17 protein-coding genes are annotated in these 15,807 nt (G+C 62.0%); 10 read left to right on the top strand and 7 right to left on the bottom strand.

The genetic code is table 11. The annotated features are described in order from the left end of the window. Positions 1-52: 52 nt before the first annotated feature. From AC1D2N_RS22915 to AC1D2N_RS22930, 4 genes are all read left to right on the top strand, one after another. A complete protein-coding gene (locus AC1D2N_RS22915; protein WP_130652391.1) occupies positions 53-355 on the top strand; it encodes a hypothetical protein in 303 nt (100 codons plus the stop codon). A 41-nt stretch (positions 356-396) separates the two neighbouring features. After that, the gene (locus tag AC1D2N_RS22920; RefSeq protein ID WP_130652390.1) at positions 397-903 is read left to right on the top strand and encodes a winged helix-turn-helix transcriptional regulator; all 507 of its coding nucleotides are present in this window, start codon (positions 397-399) and stop codon (positions 901-903) included. A gap of 119 nt (positions 904-1,022) precedes the next feature. After that, entirely contained in the window at positions 1,023-2,288 is a 1,266-nt protein-coding gene (gene fabF / locus AC1D2N_RS22925; RefSeq protein ID WP_130652389.1) for a beta-ketoacyl-ACP synthase II, read from the top strand. Between the two features lie 82 nt (positions 2,289-2,370). Beyond that, a complete protein-coding gene (locus AC1D2N_RS22930) occupies positions 2,371-2,799 on the top strand; it encodes a DUF4864 domain-containing protein (RefSeq protein ID WP_130652388.1) in 429 nt (142 codons plus the stop codon). Here AC1D2N_RS22930 and tgt read toward each other — a convergent pair. The 5 genes from tgt to coaD all read right to left on the bottom strand — a co-directional run bounded on the left by tgt (position 2,796) and on the right by coaD (position 6,750). Beyond that, positions 2,796-3,926 (bottom strand): tRNA guanosine(34) transglycosylase Tgt, encoded by a 1,131-nt coding sequence (tgt, locus tag AC1D2N_RS22935; RefSeq protein WP_130652387.1) that lies wholly within the window; start codon positions 3,924-3,926, stop codon positions 2,796-2,798. The genes AC1D2N_RS22930 and tgt overlap by 4 nt on opposite strands. Continuing rightward, entirely contained in the window at positions 3,927-5,009 is a 1,083-nt protein-coding gene (gene queA, locus AC1D2N_RS22940) for a tRNA preQ1(34) S-adenosylmethionine ribosyltransferase-isomerase QueA (protein ID WP_130652386.1), read from the bottom strand. It abuts the gene before it with no gap. Between the two features lie 76 nt (positions 5,010-5,085). Next, the gene (locus AC1D2N_RS22945; RefSeq protein WP_003559389.1) at positions 5,086-5,595 is read right to left on the bottom strand and encodes a peptidylprolyl isomerase; all 510 of its coding nucleotides are present in this window, start codon (positions 5,593-5,595) and stop codon (positions 5,086-5,088) included. A gap of 29 nt (positions 5,596-5,624) precedes the next feature. Then, positions 5,625-6,197, bottom strand: coding sequence for a peptidylprolyl isomerase (locus AC1D2N_RS22950; protein WP_130652385.1), 573 nt, complete (start codon positions 6,195-6,197; stop codon positions 5,625-5,627). 58 nt (positions 6,198-6,255) lie between these two features. Next, positions 6,256-6,750, bottom strand: coding sequence for a pantetheine-phosphate adenylyltransferase (coaD, locus tag AC1D2N_RS22955; protein WP_130652384.1), 495 nt, complete (start codon positions 6,748-6,750; stop codon positions 6,256-6,258). Between the two features lie 136 nt (positions 6,751-6,886). Between coaD and AC1D2N_RS22960 the strand changes: the two genes are divergently transcribed. From AC1D2N_RS22960 to AC1D2N_RS22970, 3 genes are all read left to right on the top strand, one after another. Next, on the top strand, positions 6,887-7,162 hold the full coding sequence (locus tag AC1D2N_RS22960; protein WP_047621835.1) for a hypothetical protein: 276 nt from the start codon (positions 6,887-6,889) through the stop codon (positions 7,160-7,162). 142 nt (positions 7,163-7,304) lie between these two features. Further along, the gene (locus AC1D2N_RS22965) at positions 7,305-7,460 is read left to right on the top strand and encodes a hypothetical protein (RefSeq protein WP_003539654.1); all 156 of its coding nucleotides are present in this window, start codon (positions 7,305-7,307) and stop codon (positions 7,458-7,460) included. A 36-nt stretch (positions 7,461-7,496) separates the two neighbouring features. Further along, positions 7,497-7,631 (top strand): hypothetical protein, encoded by a 135-nt coding sequence (locus AC1D2N_RS22970; RefSeq protein WP_018445350.1) that lies wholly within the window; start codon positions 7,497-7,499, stop codon positions 7,629-7,631. A gap of 178 nt (positions 7,632-7,809) precedes the next feature. Here AC1D2N_RS22970 and gyrA read toward each other — a convergent pair whose 3' ends face one another. Next, a complete protein-coding gene (gene gyrA, locus AC1D2N_RS22975; protein ID WP_130652383.1) occupies positions 7,810-10,650 on the bottom strand; it encodes a DNA gyrase subunit A in 2,841 nt (946 codons plus the stop codon). Positions 10,651-10,886: 236 nt separating this feature from the next. Between gyrA and AC1D2N_RS22980 the strand changes: the two genes are divergently transcribed. Further along, positions 10,887-11,534 (top strand): MarC family protein, encoded by a 648-nt coding sequence (locus AC1D2N_RS22980; protein WP_018242015.1) that lies wholly within the window; start codon positions 10,887-10,889, stop codon positions 11,532-11,534. A gap of 100 nt (positions 11,535-11,634) precedes the next feature. Here the strand turns inward: AC1D2N_RS22980 and AC1D2N_RS22985 are convergent, their stop codons facing one another. After that, positions 11,635-12,144, bottom strand: a complete 510-nt coding sequence (locus tag AC1D2N_RS22985; RefSeq protein ID WP_130652382.1) for a single-stranded DNA-binding protein — start codon at positions 12,142-12,144, stop codon at positions 11,635-11,637. A gap of 283 nt (positions 12,145-12,427) precedes the next feature. Here AC1D2N_RS22985 and uvrA point away from each other — a divergent pair, with 283 nt between their 5' ends. Both uvrA and AC1D2N_RS22995 read left to right on the top strand, forming a co-directional pair. Further along, positions 12,428-15,349 (top strand): excinuclease ABC subunit UvrA, encoded by a 2,922-nt coding sequence (uvrA, locus tag AC1D2N_RS22990; RefSeq protein WP_018242012.1) that lies wholly within the window; start codon positions 12,428-12,430, stop codon positions 15,347-15,349. Next, positions 15,346-15,807 (top strand): GNAT family N-acetyltransferase, encoded by a 462-nt coding sequence (locus tag AC1D2N_RS22995; protein WP_477982066.1) that lies wholly within the window; start codon positions 15,346-15,348, stop codon positions 15,805-15,807. The genes uvrA and AC1D2N_RS22995 overlap by 4 nt, the downstream gene beginning before the upstream one ends.

The following is a 15,807-nucleotide window of genomic DNA, read 5'->3' on the forward strand; positions in this document are numbered from 1 at the left end:
AATCCCGGCCACATTCTCCGTTGACGCCACTCGTGCAGCTCAGGAGAAGCCTTTGCCCTGGATCGCCTATATCGCCCATCTCATCGCCGCGGCATTTCTGACCAACGGCGTCCCACATTTCGTCAACGGCGTCAGTGGCAGGCCGTTCCGCATCCCATTCGTGCAAGGGGCAAAGCTTGGCTCGCCGACGGCCAATGTCGTCTGGGGCTGGGCGAATTTCCTCGTCGCCTTCCTGCTCTTTGCCAATGTCGGGCCGCTCTATATCGGCACGCCGGGCGATACGATCTTCGTGGCGGTCGGCATGCTCGTCACCGGCATTCTGCTCGCCCGCATTTTCGGGGGCGACGCCAGATAGTAACTTGCATGATGATAGTCACTGCTATAATGACAGCAGCCATGCAGCGAACAAGCTTCAGCGATTTCAAATGCCCGGCGGCGCGCGCGCTCGACAGCGTCGGCGATTGGTGGAGCATGCTGATCCTGCGTGACGCCTTCCAGGGGCTTTCGCGCTTCGACGAATTCCAGAAAAGCCTCGGCGTGGCGCCGAACATCCTGACGCGGCGGCTCAAACATCTGACGGAAAAGGGGGTGTTCGAACGGCGGCTCTACCATCAGCTCCCTGCCCGCTACGAATATCTGCTGACGGACAAGGGCCGTGATTTCTTTCCTGTTCTGATGACGCTGTTTTCCTGGGGAAGCCGGCACATCCCCGCAGAGGACCTGGCCTTTCTCTTGAGCGATGCCGCTTCCGGCAGAGAGCGCGAGACGATGCTGGTCGATGCGCGGACCGGCGAACAAATGACACCCGAAAACACCAGCCTGCTTGCAGGCCCCGCCGCCGATGATGAAGTGCACGAGCGGATCGCCCGCATGCGCGCCTGGTATCTCGGCATCGACGCCTGATGCATCATTTCATCCTCAAAATCGGAAGCGATTTGCGGATGAAATGATGCATTAATTCAAAAAGTTACAGCGTCCTTTGCGCGTCTGAAAGACGCGTGGCGCTGTCGGAGGAAAATACAATGGATCGCATCGTTGTCACCGGCATGGGACTTGTCTCGCCACTCGGGACCGGCGTCGAGCCCGCCTGGAAGCGCCTTCTCGACGGCGGTTCCGGGCTGAGGGTGCTGGCGGAGGATATCGTCGGCGACCTCTCGGCCAAGGTAGGTGGTATCGTTCCCGACATCGCTGAGGATGCAGAGGCTGGCTTCGATCCGGACCGTTACATCACGCCGAAGGACCAGAAGAAGATGGACCGCTTCATCCACTTCGCCATGGCGGCGACGGAAGAAGCGGTAAAGCAGGCCGGCTGGATGCCGACCGACGAAGGCGAGCGTGAACGCACGGCAACGATCATCGCGTCGGGCGTCGGCGGCTTTCCGGCGATCGCCGAAGCGGTGCGGATCGGCGAAACGCGCGGCGTGCGGCGGCTGTCGCCCTTTACGGTGCCGTCCTTCCTCGTCAACCTTGCCGCCGGCCAGGTCAGCATCCGCTACGGCTTCAAGGGGCCGCTCGGCGCTCCGGTGACGGCGTGTGCGGCCAGCGTCCAGGCGATCGGCGATGCGGCGCGGCTGATCCGCTCCGGCGAAGCGGATGTGGCGATCTGCGGCGGTGCCGAGGCCTGCATCGACAAGGTGAGCCTCGGTGGCTTTGCCGCTGCGCGTGCGCTTTCCACCGGTTTCAACGAGACGCCGGAGCTGGCATCACGCCCCTTCGATACGGCGCGCGACGGTTTCGTCATGGGCGAAGGCGCCGGCATCCTGGTCATCGAAACACTGGAGCATGCGCTTGCCCGCGGCGCGACGCCGCTCGCTGAACTCGTCGGCTACGGCACGGCGGCGGACGCCTACCACATGACCTCAGGCCCCGAAGACGGCAACGGCGCCCGCCGGGCGATGGAGGCAGCACTCAAGCAGGCGAAGATCCCGGCTTCGGAGGTCAGGCATCTGAACGCACATGCGACCTCGACACCGGTCGGTGACAGGGGCGAGATCGCTGCGATCGGCACGGTGTTCGGCCGCAATGGCGGCATTGCCGTCAGCGCGACGAAATCGGCGACCGGCCACCTGCTTGGCGCCGCCGGCGGGCTGGAAGCGATCTTCACCATCCTTGCGCTGCGCGACCAGATCGCGCCGCCGACCCGCAACCTGGAACATGCGGATCCGGCCGCCGACGGCATCGATATCGTCGGCAAGACAGCGCGGCCGCTGGCGATGGACTACGCGATAACCAACGGTTTCGGCTTCGGCGGGGTGAATGCCAGCGCCCTCTTCCGGCGCTGGTCGTAAAGTCCGCTTTTCTTGCGCCAGAAATCGCCTACACTTCTGCCCGTCGGGGGATCGTTTCCCTGACGGAGCCGGAGATCAATCCATGCGCGCCTTCTTCGCAGTTCTCATCCTGTGTGCCGCATCCGCCCTCTCCCCCGTATCGGCCCGCGCCGAAGATCCGATCGAAACGACGCGGACGATGATCGAGGAACAGATCAAGGCCTTCCTCAAGGACGATGCCGAGACCGCCTATTCCTTCGCCGCCCCCGGCATCAAGGCGATGTATCCCGACAAGAACCTGTTCTTCGCCATGGTGAAGAAGAGCTACGAGCCGGTCTATCATCCCGGCAACTACGCCTTCGGGCGCAGCCGCTCGATCGACGACGGCGCGCTGATCTATCACGAGGTGCTGATCTCAGGCCGCGACGGCAAGGACTGGACGGCGATCTACCAGATCATGCGCCAGCCGGACGGCAGCTACAGGATCAACGGCGTGCAGATCGTGCCGGACGCGGACAGCAAGGGTATCTAAACGGGTTGGAGATCACCCCTCGCCCATTCCTCCTGTGTTTCCGCCATGAAATCGGCGAAGCGGCTTTCGGCGATCGCTTTACGGATGCCCTGCATCAGTTCCTGGTAATAAGCGAGATTGTGCCAGGAGAGCAGCATGCCGCCGAGCGCTTCGTTGGAGCGGACGAGATGGTGCAGATAGGCACGCGAATAGTCGCGTGAGGCCGGGCAGTTCGACTGTTCGTCGAGCGGGCGCATATCTTCGGCATGGCGGGCATTGCGGATATTGACCTTGCCGCGGCGGGTGAAGGCCAGGCCATGACGGCCGGAGCGGGTCGGCATGACGCAGTCGAACATGTCGATGCCACGCGCAACCGATTTCAGGATATCGTCAGGCGTACCGACGCCCATGAGGTAACGCGGCTTTTCGCTGGGGAGTACCGGCAGTGTCGTCTCCAGCATCTGCAGCATGACGTCCTGCGGCTCGCCGACGGCAAGGCCGCCGATCGCATATCCCTTGAGATCGAGCTGGCTCAACGCCTCGGCCGAACGGATGCGCAGTGCCGGGATATCGCCGCCCTGGACGATGCCGAACATCGCCTTCCCTGGCTGGTCGCCGAAGGCGACCCTGCAGCGCTCGGCCCAGCGCAGCGACATTTCCATGGCGCGCTCGATCTCCTTCGGCTCGGCCGGCAGCGCCACGCATTCGTCGAGCTGCATCTGGATATCGGAGCCGAGTAGCCCCTGAATTTCGATGGAGCGCTCTGGCGACATGTGATGCAGGCTGCCGTCGACATGCGACTTGAAGGTGACGCCCTGTTCGTCGAGCTTGCGCAGGCCCGACAGCGACATGACCTGGAAACCGCCAGAGTCCGTCAGGATCGGATGTTCCCAGCGAATGAGCTTATGCAGGCCGCCAAGGCGGGCGACGCGCTCGGCCGTCGGGCGCAGCATCAGGTGATAGGTATTGCCGAGAATGATGTCGGCGCCGGTCTCGCGCACCTGGTCGAGATACATGGCCTTAACAGTGCCGACAGTGCCGACCGGCATGAAGGCCGGCGTGCGGATCTCGCCGCGCGGCATAGAAATCTGGCCGAGGCGGGCGCGGGCATCGGTTTTCTTCAGGGTGAATTGGAAGGTCTCGGTCATCTAGTCTTTCCGGAAGAGAAGGCTGGCATCGCCATAGGAATAGAAGCGGTAGCCCGTCTGGATGGCGTGGTCATAGGCGGCGCGCATGGTATCGAGGCCTGAAAAGGCCGAGACCAGCATGAAGAGCGTCGAGCGCGGCAGGTGGAAATTGGTCATCAGCATGTCGACGGCCTTGAAGCGGTAGCCCGGCGTGATGAAGATGCCGGTGGCGCCACTCCAGGCGCGGATTTCGCCGCTCTCTTCCGCTGCACTTTCGATCAGACGCAGCGAGGTCGTGCCGACGCAGACGATGCGCCCGCCGTTCGCCTTGACGGCGTTCAGCCGTGCAGCCGTCGCAGCGCTGACGGTACCGCTTTCCAGATGCATCCGGTGATCGGCGGTATCATCAGCCTTGACGGGCAGGAAGGTGCCGGCGCCGACATGCAGCGTGACGAAATGGCGTTCGATGCCGGCCCTATCAAGCGCCTCGAACAGGCCAGGCGTGAAGTGCAGGCCGGCGGTGGGTGCAGCAACGGCGCCCTCCTCGCGGGCATAGATCGTCTGATAGTCCGCGCGGTCACGCTCGTCCTCGGGGCGCTTGGCGGCGATATAAGGCGGCAGCGGGATATGGCCGACGGCGGCGATCGCCTCGTCGAGCGCCGGGCCGGAGAGATCGAACAGCAGCGTCACTTCGCCGGCCTCGCCCTTCTCCTCGACGGTGGCATCGAGCGAGCCGAGGAAGCAGCTTTCGCCGGAATGGCCGAAGGAGATGCGGTCGCCCTGTTTGATGCGCTTGCCCGGCTTGGCGAAGGCCTTCCAGCGGTTGGGGCCGATGCGCATGTGCAGCGTGGCAGACACCTGCTGGCCACCGGCGCCGTCGCGATGGCGGATACCCTCGAGCTGAGCGGGAATGACCTTGGTGTCGTTGAAAACGAGCGCGTCGCCAGCCTGCAGGAAGGACGTGAGATCGCCGACGCGATAATCAGACAGGTGGCTTTCCGCATTCGGATCGACGACGAGCAGGCGCGCGCTGTCGCGTGGCTCGGCGGGCCGTAACGCAATGCGTTCATCGGGCAGATCGAAATCGAAAAGGTCTACGCGCATCAGGGCACTTTCAGGCAAAGCGAAACCCGCCCCCGCGCGGTTGACACGCAAGGGCGGGTTTCAGCAGAAATCACAATCAGACGTCGGCGGCAACCCGCATGGAGACGATCGAATCCGGATCGGAAACCGGCTCGCCGCGCTTGATCTTGTCGACGTTATCCATGCCTTCGATGACCTGACCCCAGACAGAATACTGCTTGTTCAGCCACGGCGCGTCAGTGAAGCAGATGAAGAACTGCGAATTGGCCGAGTTCGGGTTCTGCGAACGGGCCATCGAGCAGGTGCCGCGCGTATGCGTGGTGGCGGAGAATTCGGCCTTCAGATCCGGCTTCGACGAGCCGCCCATGCCGGCGCGGCCGGGATTGAAGGTTTCCGAGCCCTTCTTGCCGAATTCGACGTCGCCCGTCTGGGCCATGAAATCCTGGATGACGCGGTGGAAGACGACGCCGTCATAGGCCTTCTCGCGGGCGAGTTCCTTGATGCGGGCGACATGCTCCGGGGCGACCTGCGGCAAAAGCTGAATGACAACCTTGCCCTTGGTGGTTTCCAGAATGACGGTGTTTTCGGGATCCTTGATCTCGGCCATTATCTTTTCCTCTAGCTTTCTCTCTTAACTTACTTCTTGCCCAGGGTGACCTTGATCATCCGGTCTGGGCTTTTGACTTCGCCGTTCTGGCCTTCGCCGCGCTTGATCTTGTCGACGTTCTCCATGCCGGAGACGACCTTGCCGACGACGGTGTACTGGCCGTTCAGGAAGGAGCCGTCGGCGAACATGATGAAGAACTGCGAATTGGCGGAATTCGGATCCTGCGAGCGAGCCATGCCGACTGTGCCGCGCACGAACGGGGTCTTGGAGAATTCAGCCGGAATATCCGGCAGGTCGGAAGAGCCGGTGCCGGCAAGGCTCGCATCGAAGCCCTTTTCCATGTTGCCGTATTTGACGTCGCCGGTCTGAGCCATGAAGCCGTCAATGACGCGGTGGAAGGCGACGTTGTCATATTCGCCCTTCTTTACCAGCGCCTCGATCTGGGCGACATGCTTCGGCGCCACCTCAGGCATGAGCTGGATGACGACAGGGCCGTTCTTCAGCTGGACGGTGAGATAATGATCGGACGACTGGGCGAAGGCATCCCCCGCGAAGGAAGCGAGGTACAACACGCCGGCAAATGCGAGATAGAAGAGTTTCATATGAGCTCCATTGCGGCGGGGTCCGCCTGGTCTTTGCGCTTGCTAGTCTTTGTTCTTACTAGTTTGGGCGCTTGGATGTGAGGGCTTGCAAGACGGCGGCTGGCACGAAAGCGCTGACATCGCCGCCCATGGCGGCGATCTGGCGGACCAATGTGGCGGTAATGGGCCGCGAGGCCGTACCCGCCGGCAAAAAGATCGTCTGGAGATCGGGCGCCATCGTCCGGTTCATGCCGGCCATCTGCATTTCGTAATCGAGATCGGTACCGTCGCGAAGACCGCGGATCAACAGCGTGGCGCCATGGGTGCGAGCGGCATCGACGACCAGATTGTCGAAGGCGACGACGGTGATATCGCCGGCCTTGCCGGGCAGCGCTTGCGCCAGAGAACGGCGGATCAACTCGGCTCTCTCTTCGAAGGAGAAGAGCGGCGCCTTGCCGGGATGGATGCCGATCGCGACGATCACCTTTTCGGCAACGTTCAGCGCCTGGACCAGAACATCCACATGCCCATTGGTGATCGGGTCGAAGGACCCCGGATAGAAAGCTGTCGTCATGTGGTCCGGCCGTTGGTTTGACGCCTTTTGTCACGGATGACGCCTTCTCGCAAGTGATTTACCCAGCTCCGGCTAGAGCGCCGCGCGTCTTTTCAGACACGTAAAGGACGTTATGCGTCGGGCGGTTAAACGGCGGATGAATGGCCCGTTCAAGACCGTTTCAGACAGGATCTGCTTAACTCGGATCATCAAAGCAGCCGATGCCATTCCGGCATCCGGCGCTCCCCGAAAGACCAGGTCCATGCTGATCGTGCTCGTTGCAGTTGCCGTCGTTTTCTCCCTCGCCGCCGAGATGGCCTATGGTTATTTCGCCGATCGTTACGAGATGAGCTGGGTGCGGCCAGAGCTTGCCGAACATACGGCGATCGTACGCGCCCAAGGCCGGCTGCGCGAAAACGGACTTCGAATCTGAACGCCAGATGAACGAGACATTCAAGGAGGCTTCAGATCGCCATTGGTAAACACCCCTCAACATCCGGCGGAACCATTTTCAAACGGATGCGTTCATTCAACCGACCCCATAGATGCGATTAGCGCGGCAGGAAGGACTAAAGATGCCCGGTAAGATTACGATGATTAACGTGCTCTGGATGGTAATGGTCACGGGCATGCTGACCGCAACTGTCGCTCTCTATGATCAGAAGGTCGATACGTCCAAGGTTTATGGTCCCTATGCTTCGGCCCGGACGGCCGTGCTGGGCCAGTACTGAGGGGCGAGAACGCAACTCCCCAGGAAAGGAATGCCTATGTTCACGATCTTGACAGTGCTCACCGCCCTCATCAGCGTCATGTTCATCGTGTCTGTGGCCTCGACGATTTCAGCGCTCCGGCGCGAAGGCGAAGAGGTGAAAGCTCTGAACGAAAAACATAGAGCGTTCTGACGTTCCTTCCTCTCCTCTTCCCACCCTTGAGCGGCACCCTTCCGTCGCCAGGGCTATTCAAAGCCGGATGCACCCAGCGTTCGGCTTTTTCTTTGGGCGTGATCTCAATCCGCCTCGGACTTGAGAAAAAGGGCGTCTGAAAAGAAAAGGGCGGCTCGAAGCCGCCCCGTTCATCTGATCATTCCTCGGCTGGCCCGGCCGGATCGCCATCGGCAATCGGCGCCTCGTCGCCGCCACCTTCGTCGGCAGCACCTTCCTCGATAGCAGCAGCAGTACCTTCGGCGACCTCGACGTTCTCTTCCGTCTCATCCTCCTCCGGCTCGCTGATGCGTTCGACCGAGACGACCTTTTCGTCCTTGGCCGTCGAGAAGATGGTGACGCCCTTGGTGGCGCGGCTGGCGATGCGGATACCGCCGACCGGCACGCGGATCAGCTGGCCGCCATCGGAGACCAGCATGATCTGGTCGCCGTCATCGACCGGGAAAGCCGCCACCAGTTCGCCGATCTCGCCTGTTTTCGACGTATCGGTGGCGCGGATACCCTTGCCGCCGCGGCCGGAGATGCGGAAGTCGTAGGAGGACGAACGCTTGCCGAAGCCCTTTTCGGAGACGGTCAGGACGAACTGCTCCAGCTGCTTCAGCTCTTCGTAACGCTCGTCGCTCAGCTGTCCCTCCTCGGTGACTTCCTCGCCAACCAACGCGATCTCCTCGGCCTCGCCCGTTGTCAGGCGCCTGTCGTTGGCGGCGCGCTTCAGATAGGCAGCACGCTCCCAAGGTTCGGCATTGACATGGCGCACGATGGTCATCGAGATGATCCGGTCACCGCCGGCAAGCGTGATGCCGCGCACGCCGATCGAGTTGCGGCCGGCAAAGACCCGGACATCGTCGACGGAGAAGCGGATGCACTGACCGAGCGCCGTCGTGAGCAGCACGTCATCATCTTCGGTGCAGGTCTCGACGGAAAGGATTTCGTCGCCCTCCTCCTCGAGCTTCATGGCGATCTTGCCGTTGCGGTTGACCTGGACGAAGTCCGACAGCTTGTTACGGCGAACCGTGCCGCGCGTCGTCGAGAACATGACGTCGAGATTGTCCCAGCTCGTCTCGTCCTCGGGCAATGGCAGGATCGTGGTGATGCGCTCGCCGGGTGCGAGTGGCAGCATGTTGATCAGCGCCTTGCCGCGCGAGGTCGGCGTACCGATCGGCAGGCGCCAGACCTTCTCCTTGTAGACGATGCCACGCGAGGAGAAGAACAGAACCGGCGTATGGGTATTGACGACGAATAGCCGGCTAACGAAATCTTCGTCGCGGGTGGTCATGCCGGAGCGACCTTTGCCGCCACGGCGCTGGGCGCGATAAGTGGTGAGCGGCACGCGCTTGATGTAACCGAGATGCGAGACGGTGACGACCATGTCTTCGCGGGCGATCAGATCCTCGTCGTCCATTTCAAGGCCGCCATCGACGATCTCGGTGCGGCGCGGCGTGCCGAACTCGTCCCGGACGGCGAGAAGTTCGTCCTTGACGATGGTCTGGATGCGGACGCGTGAGGAGAGAATATCGAGGTAGTCCTTGATTTCCTCGCCGATCTTGTTGAGTTCATCGCCGATTTCGTCGCGACCAAGGGCCGTCAGGCGGGCCAGGCGCAGTTCGAGGATGGCGCGCGCCTGCTCTTCCGACAGATTGTAGGTCAGGTCGTCATTGATGCGATGGCGCGGATCGTCGATCAGACGGATCAGGCTTTCGACATCTGCCGCCGGCCAGCGGCGGGTCATCAGCTCTTCGCGGGCCGACTGCGGATCGGGCGCCTGGCGGATGACGCGGATGACCTCGTCGATATTGGCGACGGCAATGGCGAGACCGACCAACACGTGGGCGCGATCACGCGCCTTGCGCAGCAGGAATTTGGTTCTCCGGCTAACAACTTCTTCGCGGAACGAGACGAAAGCGCGCAGCATGTCGAGCAGGGTCAGCTGTTCGGGCTTGCCGCCGTTCAGCGCCACCATGTTGCAGCCGAAGGACGTCTGCAGCGGCGTATAACGATAAAGCTGGTTGAGGATGACTTCGGCATTGGCATCGCGCTTCAGCTCGACGACGACGCGATAACCCTGGCGGTCGGATTCATCGCGCAGGTCGGAGATGCCCTCGATGCGCTTGTCGCGCACCAGCTCGGCCATCTTCTCGATCATCGTCGCCTTGTTCACCTGGTAGGGAATCTCGGTGATGATGATCTGCTCACGGTCACCGCGCATCGGCTCGATGGCAGCGACGCCGCGCATGATGACGGAGCCGCGGCCGGTCTCATAAGCCGAGCGGATGCCGGCACGGCCGAGGATCTTCGCACCCGTCGGGAAATCGGGGCCGGGAATGATCTGGATCAGTTCCGGCAGCTCGATTGCCGGATCGTCGATCAGCGCGATGCAGCCGTCGATGACTTCGGAGAGATTGTGCGGCGGGATATTGGTCGCCATGCCGACGGCGATGCCGCCGGCGCCGTTGACGAGCAGGTTCGGGAACTTGGCGGGCACCACGACCGGCTCGGAGAGAGTGCCGTCGTAGTTGTCGCGGAAATCGACGGTTTCCTTGTCGAGATCGTCGAGCAGCGAGTGGGCAGCCTTTTCGAGGCGGCATTCGGTATAACGTTCGGCCGCCGGCGGATCACCATCGACCGAGCCGAAATTGCCCTGACCGTCGATCAACGGCAGCCGCAGCGACCAGGGCTGCGCCATGCGGGCGAGCGCATCATAGATCGCAGAATTGCCGTGCGGATGGAATTTACCCATCACGTCACCGGTGACGCGGGCGCATTTGACGTATTTCTTGTTCCAGTCGATGCCGAGCTCGGACATGCCGTAGAGGATGCGCCGGTGCACGGGCTTGAGGCCGTCGCGCACGTCGGGCAGCGCGCGGCTGACGATGACGCTCATGGCGTAATCGAGATACGACCGCTGCATTTCCTCCATGATGGAGATGGGCTCGATGCCTGGCGGGAGCTTCCCGCCGCCGGGGGGTGTTTGCTCAGTCAAAACAGATCACGATCTCTTCTAGAATCACTTGAAGATTTATAGCGGAAAGCCTGTTCCCGCGCCAATTTCACAGCGCGTTTTGAACAGGCTTTTGCGGCTTAAAGACGGTAAAACATGCAAGTTGCGCGGCCGGACCGGACAAATCCGCCGCGGGCCGCTGCGGGATATTTGCCAAATCGGAATCCCCGCTTCACAATCATAAAAACCACGCACTCATATGGGGTTCCGGAGAGCCGATGGCAAGCGCCGACCAATTGATCAACGCCTTCACGACGCTTCTCGTCACCATCGATCCGCCGGGGCTCGCACCGATCTTTCTGGGGCTGACGACAGGCATGAGCCGCAGTGAGCGCACGCAGGTGGCGCTGCGTGGCTCGACCATCGCCTTCATCATCCTCGCCGTCTTCGCTCTGTTCGGCGCCGGCGTGCTCAGCGTGCTCGGGATTTCGATCGGCGCCTTCCGCATCGCGGGTGGTCTGCTGCTGTTCTGGATCGCCTTCGAGATGGTGTTCGAAAAGCGCCAGGACCGCAAGGAGAAGGCGACCGAGGTGGCGATCACCAAGGATCACATCGAGAATATCGCCGTCTTTCCCCTCGCCTTGCCGCTGATCGCCGGCCCGGGCGCGATCTCGGCGACGATCCTGCTTGCCGGCACGCTGGCGACATCCGTCGGAAAGGCGCAGCTGATCGGCGTCCTTGCCGCCAATCTGTTGCTGACTTTCCTCATGCTGCTCGTCGCCGAACGGCTGGACCGTTTCCTCGGCGTCACCGGCCGGGCGATCCTGACACGGCTTCTCGGCGTCATCCTCGCTGCCCTTGCCGCACAATTCGTCGTCGACGGCGCGAAATCGGCGCTCAACCTCATCAGCGCGACACCGCACTGAAAATCGCGGCATCTGCCGCGAAATCAAAGAAAAAGAGCATGACGCCATCCAAGGCATCATGCTCTCTCACCTCTTTCACAAAGCCAGCAAAGGCTATCGATCAGAACGGGATATCGTCGTCGAGATCCCGCGAGAAGTTGCCACCGCCGCCACTGCCGCGGCTCGGCGATGAGGCGGGAGCCGGGGCGCCGTAATCGTCGCCGTAATCGTTGCCGCCAGCGGCACTGCCACGGCCGCCGCTCGCGCCGCCGCCTTCACCGCGGCCGTCGAGCATCGTCAGCGTCGAACCAAACCCCTGCAGCACCACTTCCGTGCTGTAACGATCCTGGCCCTGCTGGTCCTGCCACTTGCGGGTCTGCAACTGGCCTTCGATATAGAGCTTGGCGCCCTTCTTCACATATTGCTCGACGACCTTGCAGAGGCCCTCGTTGAAGACGACGACAGTGTGCCATTCGGTCTTCTCACGGCGCTCGCCGGAATTGCGATCGCGCCAGGTCTCCGACGTCGCGATACGAAGATTGGCGATCGGCCGGCCATCCTGAGTGCGGCGGATTTCGGGGTCTGCACCGACGTTTCCAACCAGAATTACCTTATTCACGCTACCAGCCATACTTCTCACCCTGCCTGCCGCCCTGACCGGCGGCGTTTAATCGATCGGCGCACCTTAAACCATCACGGACCGCCGATGCGCATGGGCGGCATTTAATCCACATGTTTATCCATCAGACAGCCGCATGCATTCATCAGGAATTTTGTTCTTTATTTGTTCTAGTTTATCCGTATGATCCTGTCAACAGAATCGAAAACCTTGAGCCCTTGCGGATATTCAGCCTCGACTCGCCCGTCGGCATCACTAAATAAGGGCTGTCATCCAGAAAACCAAAGCAGAGACGATGAGCGAACTGAAGACGATCTCCATCCGCGGTGCGCGCGAGCATAATCTCAAGAGCATCGATCTCGATCTGCCGCGTAACAAGCTGATCGTCATGACCGGGCTGTCGGGTTCCGGCAAATCCTCGCTCGCCTTCGACACGATCTATGCCGAGGGCCAGCGGCGCTATGTCGAGAGCCTGTCGGCCTATGCCCGCCAGTTCCTCGAAATGATGCAGAAGCCGGATGTCGACCAGATCGACGGGCTGTCGCCGGCGATCTCGATCGAGCAGAAGACCACCTCGCGCAACCCGCGCTCGACGGTTGGCACCGTCACTGAGATCTACGACTACATGCGCCTGCTCTTTGCCCGCGTCGGTGTTCCCTATTCGCCGGCGACCGGCCTGCCGATCGAGAGCCAGACCGTCAGCCAGATGGTCGACCGCATCCTCGATTTCGGCGAGGGCACCCGTCTTTATATTCTCGCGCCGCTCGTGCGCGGGCGCAAGGGCGAATACAAGAAGGAACTGGCAGAGCTGATGAAGAAGGGCTTCCAGCGCGTCAAGGTCGACGGCCAGTTCTACGAGATCGCCGAGGCGCCGGTGCTCGACAAGAAATACAAGCATGACATCGACGTGGTGGTCGACCGCATCGTCGTGCGCTCGGATGTCTCAGCGCGCCTGGCGGACAGTCTCGAAACGTGCCTGAAGCTCGCCGACGGGCTGGCGGTCGCCGAATTCGCCGACAAGCCGTTGCCGCCGGAAGAGACGTCAGCCGGCGGATCCGCCAACAAGTCGCTGAACGAGACGCATGAACGCGTGCTGTTTTCGGAGAAGTTCGCCTGCCCAGTCTCTGGCTTCACCATTCCCGAGATCGAACCCAGGCTGTTCTCCTTCAACAACCCGTTCGGCGCCTGCCCGACCTGCGACGGCCTCGGCGCCCAGCAGAAGATCGATCCGGATCTGATCGTGCCCGAGCCCGAGCGGACGCTGCGCGACGGGGCGATCGCACCCTGGGCCAAGTCGACCTCGCCCTATTACAATCAGACGCTGGAAGCACTCGGCAAACATTACGGCTTCAAGCTCGGCACTCGCTGGAACGATCTTTCCGATGAGGCCAAGGACGTCATCCTCAACGGCACCAACGACAAGATCGAATTCCACTACGCCGACGGCGCCCGCTCCTATACGACCCAGAAGAATTTCGAGGGCATCATCACCAATCTCGAGCGCCGCTGGAAAGAGACCGATTCCGCCTGGGCGCGCGAAGACATCGAGCGCTTCATGTCGGCGGCCCCCTGCCCGGCCTGCAACGGCTTCCGCCTGAAGCCGGAGGCCCTGGCGGTGAAGATCGACACGCTGCATATCGGCGAAGTGACGGGTATGTCGATCCGCGTCGCCCGCGACTGGTTCGAGACACTGCCGGCAAGCTTCAATGCCAAGCAGAACGAGATCGCCGTGCGCATCCTCAAGGAGATCCGCGACCGGCTGCGCTTCCTCAACGATGTCGGACTGGAATATCTCAGCCTTTCGCGCAATTCCGGCACGCTGTCGGGCGGCGAGAGCCAGCGTATCCGGCTCGCCTCGCAGATCGGCTCCGGGCTGACGGGCGTGCTTTACGTGCTCGACGAACCGTCGATCGGCCTGCATCAGCGCGACAATGCCCGGCTGCTCGACACGCTGAAGCACCTGCGCGACATCGGCAACACCGTCATTGTCGTCGAACATGACGAGGATGCGATCTTGTCGGCCGACGACGTCGTCGATATCGGCCCGGCGGCCGGCATTCACGGCGGTCAGGTCATCGCCCATGGTACGCCGCAGGATATCATGGACAGTCCGAATTCGCTGACCGGCAAATATCTCTCCGGCGAACTCGGCGTTCCCGTTCCCGACGAGCGCCGCAAGCCGAAGAAGGGCCGCGAGATCAAGGTGGTCGGGGCGCGAGGCAACAATCTGAAGAACGTTACGGCGTCGATCCCGCTCGGTGTCTTCACGGCGGTGACCGGCGTTTCCGGCGGCGGCAAATCCACCTTCCTGATCGAGACGCTCTATAAATCGGCGGCACGCCGCGTCATGGGCGCGCGTGAAAATCCGGCCGATCACGACCGCATCGACGGCTTCGAGCATATCGACAAGGTGATCGATATCGACCAGTCGCCGATCGGCCGCACGCCGCGCTCGAACCCGGCGACCTATACTGGCGCCTTCACGCCGATCCGAGACTGGTTCGCCGGTCTGCCGGAGGCCAAGGCACGCGGCTACCAGCCGGGCCGTTTCTCCTTCAACGTCAAGGGCGGACGCTGCGAGGCCTGCCAGGGCGACGGCGTCATCAAGATCGAGATGCACTTCCTGCCCGATGTCTACGTCACCTGCGACGTCTGCCATGGCAAGCGCTATAACAGAGAGACGCTCGATGTTACCTTCAAGCAGAAGTCGATCGCCGAGGTGCTCGACATGACGGTGGAGGAAGGCGTCGATTTCTTCGCGGCAGTGCCTGCGGTGCGCGACAAGCTGCAATCGCTGAAGGATGTCGGCCTCGGTTACATCAAGGTCGGCCAACAGGCGAATACGCTCTCCGGCGGGGAAGCGCAGCGTGTCAAGCTTGCCAAGGAGCTGTCAAAACGCTCGACGGGGCGCACGCTCTACATTCTCGATGAACCGACGACCGGCCTGCATTTCCACGACGTCGCCAAATTGCTCGAAATGCTGCACGAACTGGTCAACCAGGGTAACTCGGTGGTGGTGATCGAGCACAATCTCGAAGTCATCAAGACGGCCGACTGGGTGCTCGATTTCGGCCCCGAAGGCGGCGACGGCGGCGGTGAGATCGTCGCGACCGGAACGCCGGAGGCGATCGTCAAGGAGAAGCGGTCCTATACCGGGCACTTCCTGAAGGAATTGCTGGAGCGACGGCCGGTGAAGAAGGCGGTTGCGGCGGAATGACGATGAGGCCAGCGTCGCCCGATGATCTGGAAACGATCGCGATGCTGACAACCGCCGCCTATCGGCCCTATAACGAGTTGTTCGGCGCTCCGCCGATCCCGGTGAGGGAGGATTACGCGCCGCGGATCCAACGCGGCGAGGTCTGGCTGCGCGAGATCGGCGGGCAAACGGCCGGCCTGGTGGTCGTCGAGCGGCATGCCGATCACCTGATGCTGTTCAGCATCGCGGTCTCGCCGGCCTTTCAGGGTGCCGGGCATGGAGTGGCGATGCTGCGCTGGCTGGAGGGCAAGGCGCGGGAATGGGCCGTGCCGGAGATCCGGCTCTACACCAATGCGCGGATGGAGCGGAACATCGCTCTCTACAGCGCCTTCGGGTTTCAGGAAACGGGTCGCCGGCCGAGCCCATATCGGCCAGGATGGACGCTCGTCGATATGACCAAAGAGATCGATGCGGCCTGA

Source organism: Rhizobium sp. P1_B8 (assembly GCF_056406515.1).